Genomic DNA, 5,362 nt, shown 5'->3' with positions numbered 1-5,362 from the left:
AAGTCACTTTCTAAAACCGAGGACATAGCTTGTTTGGTATTCATTTGAAATTCAGCTACATTCACCCGATTTAAGAACCAAATTGACAACAACATCCCCAAAGCTTCTAAAGCAAATACTAATTGATATGCTAAAAGTAAATTATTTGGTAAAATGTTTCGTCCTAAATCTAAAGCAGCACCACCAATTACCACTGCTATTCCTCTAGATATAGATTGAGCTAAACCCCAAGCACCAATAAATGTACCGGCGGCTTCTGCTAAAGTTAGATCTAACATCAAACTAACGGCGGCTGTAGTTAAAAAACCAGTAGCTAACCCAAATAAAACTAAACCAAATTTCAAGAAACTGGGATTAGCCGAAAATCCTGAAACCCCTAGCAATAAAGCTGCAAAGGCTACTAAAATACAGCCTAATTTGGCAGTTCTCCGCTTACCTAACCGTGGGACAATGAAAAAGCCTGTGATTCCATAAGCAATTAAGATACCTGTCCCATAAAAAACGTTTAATTTGGTACTTTCTGCCAGAGGCATTTTAAATATTTCGCCGGCATAGGGTTCTAAAATGGGGTCTTGCATAAACAAGCTGATAGTCATCACCAATAAAAAGGTGAAAAATAATCCTGTTTGAGGACTAGCTGTTAAAATTTTCCAGGCTTTAGTTAAAGAAATACTATCTTCCCGATTTCCTGGTGTGGAATGCTTTAAAAAGCGGGAATATTTTTTTTCTACGCCAATAGTTGCGACAATTGATAAACCAAAAACCAGAGATGGAACAATAATAAATAATCTATTAATTGCCGCTTTGAGGGTTTCTATGGGTGCATTGGTTTGTAATTGCTGCAACAAGCTGGAACTAATAACAGCCCCAACTATAATACCCACCATTAACATTGACCAAACAATACCAACAACTTTAGAACGGTTGCTTTCTTCTGAAATATCAACCAATAAAGCTGCAAAGGTTGTTCCACTGGCAGAAATAGCCAAACCGTAAATAGCGAAAACTAGACCCAGCACTGCTGTCCAGCCGATTGTTTCCCTTGTCCATACCCAGCCCGTGGTACTACTGTTGGCATTATTTAACTGCCACATTACTTGTACCGCTAAAAAGGCAGCGATCGCAAATATTCCTGCTCCTATCCAAACATACACCGTGCGATGATAGCCCCACAATGGTTTGACATCGGACATCTGGCCAAACCAAATCCGGGTAGGTGCCACAAATGAAGGTAAGGCTAACACCAAAGCCACCAAAGTCGCTGGAATGGCTATTTCCTGAATCATGACTCTGTTTAGTACCCCCAGAGTCAAAATAGACATCATACTCAACCCCATTTGGTACAATCCTAGTCGAAACATGGTCAAAATATTGACTTGTGATAGAGCTAAGGATTTTTCTGGTGTATCAAATATTTCACTGTTTGCCATAGTTATGTTTGTGTGTCATTGACAGAAATTGATCTTCCACTAATTTAAGATAAATCGAAATTCCTGATCGTTTGCCGGTCTATGGAATAAGGTACACTTTAAAAATAAATATTCAGTGCATCAAATCAGGTATAATATTATTTTTAATTTAATCCCATGCCAGAGATCCAAATTTCTGCCATTATCTGTACTTACAATCGAGAAGCCTATTTAGGAGCAGCGATTGATAGTTTGTTAGCCCAAAATTTTCCGGCTAATTTTGAGGTGCTAGTGGTGGATAATGGATCTAGCGATCGCACCCGTGAAGTTGTGGAACAAAGAGCCGCTAACCCCCGACTGAGGTATATATTTGAACCCACAGTTGGCCTATCTGTGGCTCGTAATACCGGAGCAAGGGAAGCTAAAGCCGATATTCTAGCTTATTTGGATGATGATGCCGTAGCTAGTCCCCACTGGTTAGAAGTGTTGTATACTACCTATCAGGATAACGCCAAAATAGCGATCGCTGGCGGCAAAGTTACCCTGATCTGGCCACCAAATACCCAACAACCAAAATGGTTATCCCCCGGACTAGCTGGTAATTTGGGAGCTTACGATTTAGGAGAGAATCTAGTATACATTCAAAATCCTGGTTTAACCCCTAGAGGTTTAAATTACTCCATTCGTCGCAGTTTTTTAGCAGAAATCGGCGGTTTTGACACCCATCTCGGACGAGTAGGTAAAAACTTACTCTCTAACGAAGAACTGCAAATGACCGAATTTGCCCTAGCACAAGGTTGGCAAGTAGCCTACATTCCCGCAGCTATAGTTGCTCATAATGTCACCCCAGAACGAATGAAACCCTCTTGGTTTTTAAAGCGTGGTTGGTGGCAAGGTATTAGTGAATGTTATCGTGAACAACTAGCGGGTAAAGCCGATATTTCCCAACTCCAAAAAGGCAGCGAAAAATTTTTGATCGGCTTATATAAAGCATTAAAACATATTTCTGACCCAGCCGAACGCTTTGATAAATTAGTTTATGCCTATGGTCAAATCGGTTATTTAAAGTCGGCTATTCAAGGACTTTTATCCAGTAAAGGAGGGTTAAAAAAATTATAGTTATATTCCTTTCAATAAAATGTAAAATTTAGCTAAAAAAACACAAATTAAAATACTTTCACTTTTTTCCTCTGACTCCTGACTCCTAACTCTTACAATTTATGTTATCTAAAATTCCAGTTTCCGTACTGATTCCCGCCAAAAACGAAGAACTAAACTTACCCGCTTGTCTGACCAGTTTAGAGCGTGCCAGTGAAGTAGTGATGGTAGATTCTCAAAGTAGTGATAAAAGTGTGGAAATTGCTGAAAGTTATGGGGCTAAAGTTGTACAATTTAACTTTAATGGTCGTTGGCCAAAAAAGAAAAATTGGTCTTTAGATAACATAGATTTTCAGAATGAATGGGTGTTAATTGTCGATTGTGACGAACGGATTCCCCCTGAATTGTGGGACGAAATAGCCCAAGTAATTCAAAATGATGAATATCAAGGTTATTACCTGAATCGTCGGGTCTTTTTCTTAGGGAAATGGATTCGTTATGGTGGTAAATATCCTGATTGGAATTTGCGATTATTTAAACATCAAAAAGGGCGTTACGAAAACCTAAATACTGAAGATGTTTCCAACACTGGGGATAATGAAGTTCACGAACACGTAATTTTAGAAGGAAAAGTTGGCTATCTCAAAAATGATATGCTCCATGAAGATTTTAGGGATCTTTATCACTGGTTAGAAAGACATAATCGTTATTCTAATTGGGAAGCCCGCGTTTATTATAATTTACTTACAGATGAACTTAATAGTGGTACTATTGGAGCAAATTTGTTTGGTGATGCAGTACAACGTAAAAGATTTTTGAAAAAGATTTGGGTAAGGTTGCCATTTAAACCACTTTTACGGTTTACTTTATTTTATATTATTCGACGCGGTTTTTTAGATGGGACAGCCGGATATATTTATGGTCGTTTGTTGAGTCAATATGAATATCAAATTGGCGTGAAATTATACGAATTAAAAAATTGTGGTGGACAGTTAAATACTGCTAAAAATAAGGTAATTGATAATGGGTAACGATCAGCCTTTTGTTGATTTACGCAAATATGATCAATCGTGGTTTGATCGTGGTCGTCCGAGTTGGTATATTTTTTTCTGGTGGTTTGTGCAAGCGATCGCTTTCCCTATCACTCCCCAACCCCTGAATATTCTCCGTTCTAGCTTACTGCGGCTATTTGGTGCAAATATTGGTAAAGGTGTAAGAATCCGTCCCACAGCCCGTTTTACCTACCCCTGGAAAGTCACAATCGGCGATTACAGTTGGATTGGTGATGATGTCGTTTTCTACAGTTTAGATCAAATTAACATCGGTCAACACTGCGTTATCTCTCAGAAAAGTTACCTATGTACAGGTAGCCATGATATCCAAGATCCGTCCTTTGGTTTAAAAACTGCCAGTATTACGATTGGTAATGGTGCATGGATAGCAGCAGATTGTTTTATATCTCCAGGAGTAGAAATAGGTGCAAATGCTGTAATTGGCGCTCGTAGTAGTGTTTTTAATAATATGCCTTCTAACCAAGTTTGTTTAGGGAATCCCTGTCGTCCCCAGCATCCCAGATTAAATATTAATGACGTTGAATTTGAAACTGAAAAATAGGAATTAGATCAAAACATTTTTATTCCTTAACTTTGTAGTTCTTCCTCAGTAAAAATAGGAGGCCACAATTCAGAAATAGGTAATTCCCAACCTGGAAAAAGTTCTGGTATAGTTAAAATATCACCATTGGTTAAAATAATTGGTTCACCTTGAGGACGATAAACAGTCACCGTTTCTTCATCAGGATCAATCAAAATTCCCACAGTTGCACCTAATGTAATAAAGTTGATAACTTTAGTAACTAAAGGTTTAATTCTATCACTTTGAGATTTAATTTCTACCACCAAATCAGGAACAAGTTCCCCGAAATAACGAGGACTTTGACGTAGACGTGCAGCTTTCACAAAAGAAACATCTGGTGCGGTGAGATTGCTATCAGGTAAAATAAAGCCACCAGCCGAATCAAATACCCTTCCCAGACGACGGGGGTAAACCCAGTTAGCTAATAGTCGGCTAAAAAGAATACCGATTTCGCTAGATACAATATCCGATGGACCCACAATAGAAATTCTCCCATTTTTTAACTCAACATCGTAATCTAAACCTGCTTCACTAAAAGCAGTTTGAACTTTTTCAACATCTGTAATTGTCATAGTTAACATAAAACTTACTCCTATTTTTCTATGTTTGTGGATTTTGGTTAATTCTGATCCATGTAACAACGTCCTAAAAAAGTGCTAGGGCAAGTACAAAATGTTATAGTTTGATTAACCAATTAATTTTCTGATAGTATTTAGTTGGCGATCGCTCCATAACAAATAAAAAGATTAATAAATTAACAAGTATGACTTACAAAAATCCTGCTCCAACAGTTGATATCATTATCGAATTAATTGACCGCCCCCATCGACCAATTATTTTAATAGAGAGACATAATGAGCCTTTTGGCTGGGCGATTCCCGGTGGTTTTGTGGATTACGGTGAAGCTGTAGAAATAGCTGCAAGACGGGAAGCTAAAGAAGAGATTGGTTTAGAAATTGAGTTAATTGAACAGTTTTTTGTTTATTCTAATCCCGATCGCGATCGCCGTCAACATACCATTAGCATTGTATTTTTAGCCACAGCCACAGGTACACCCCTAGCGGGTGATGATGCTAAAGGTGTGGGAATTTTCGAGCCTTGGAGCATTCCTAGTAAATTGTGTTTTGACCATGATAAAATTCTCCAAGATTATTGGCGTTATCGAAATTATGGTATTCGTCCAAGATTAGGTTAGTTGTGAATATTTTTATTTCTTCTTT

The 5,362-nt window shown here is 38.0% G+C and carries 6 protein-coding genes; 4 read left to right on the top strand and 2 right to left on the bottom strand.

Annotation, left to right across the window (positions count from 1 at the left end):
* Window positions 1-1,430: BCD family MFS transporter (locus VB711_RS04480; protein WP_323284529.1), on the bottom strand; the 1,430-nt coding region annotated here is incomplete at its 3' end.
* Between the two features lie 156 nt (window positions 1,431-1,586).
* Between VB711_RS04480 and VB711_RS04475 the strand changes: the two genes are divergently transcribed.
* The 3 genes from VB711_RS04475 (at window position 1,587) to hpsU (ending at window position 4,121) form a co-directional block, all read left to right on the top strand.
* Window positions 1,587-2,528 (top strand): glycosyltransferase, encoded by a 942-nt coding sequence (locus VB711_RS04475; protein ID WP_323284528.1) that lies wholly within the window; start codon window positions 1,587-1,589, stop codon window positions 2,526-2,528.
* Between the two features lie 101 nt (window positions 2,529-2,629).
* Window positions 2,630-3,538 carry a glycosyltransferase family 2 protein gene (locus tag VB711_RS04470; protein ID WP_323284527.1) on the top strand — a complete coding sequence of 303 codons (909 nt, stop codon included), beginning with the start codon at window positions 2,630-2,632 and terminating at the stop codon, window positions 3,536-3,538.
* On the top strand, window positions 3,531-4,121 hold the full coding sequence (hpsU, locus tag VB711_RS04465) for a hormogonium polysaccharide biosynthesis acetyltransferase HpsU (RefSeq protein ID WP_323284526.1): 591 nt from the start codon (window positions 3,531-3,533) through the stop codon (window positions 4,119-4,121). Before VB711_RS04470 ends, hpsU begins: the two co-directional genes overlap by 8 nt.
* Before the next feature lie 26 nt (window positions 4,122-4,147).
* Here hpsU and VB711_RS04460 read toward each other — a convergent pair whose 3' ends face one another.
* A complete protein-coding gene (locus tag VB711_RS04460; protein WP_323284524.1) occupies window positions 4,148-4,723 on the bottom strand; it encodes a Uma2 family endonuclease in 576 nt (191 codons plus the stop codon).
* 182 nt (window positions 4,724-4,905) lie between these two features.
* On the opposite strand from VB711_RS04460, the gene VB711_RS04455 reads away from it, so the two are divergent.
* A complete protein-coding gene (locus tag VB711_RS04455; protein ID WP_323284523.1) occupies window positions 4,906-5,337 on the top strand; it encodes an NUDIX hydrolase in 432 nt (143 codons plus the stop codon).
* Window positions 5,338-5,362: the final 25 nt, after the last annotated feature.

It is taken from the genome of Cronbergia sp. UHCC 0137 (assembly GCF_034932285.1).
Classification (GTDB): domain Bacteria; phylum Cyanobacteriota; class Cyanobacteriia; order Cyanobacteriales; family Nostocaceae; genus Cronbergia.
This window is presented reverse-complemented; position numbering and strand designations above follow the sequence as displayed.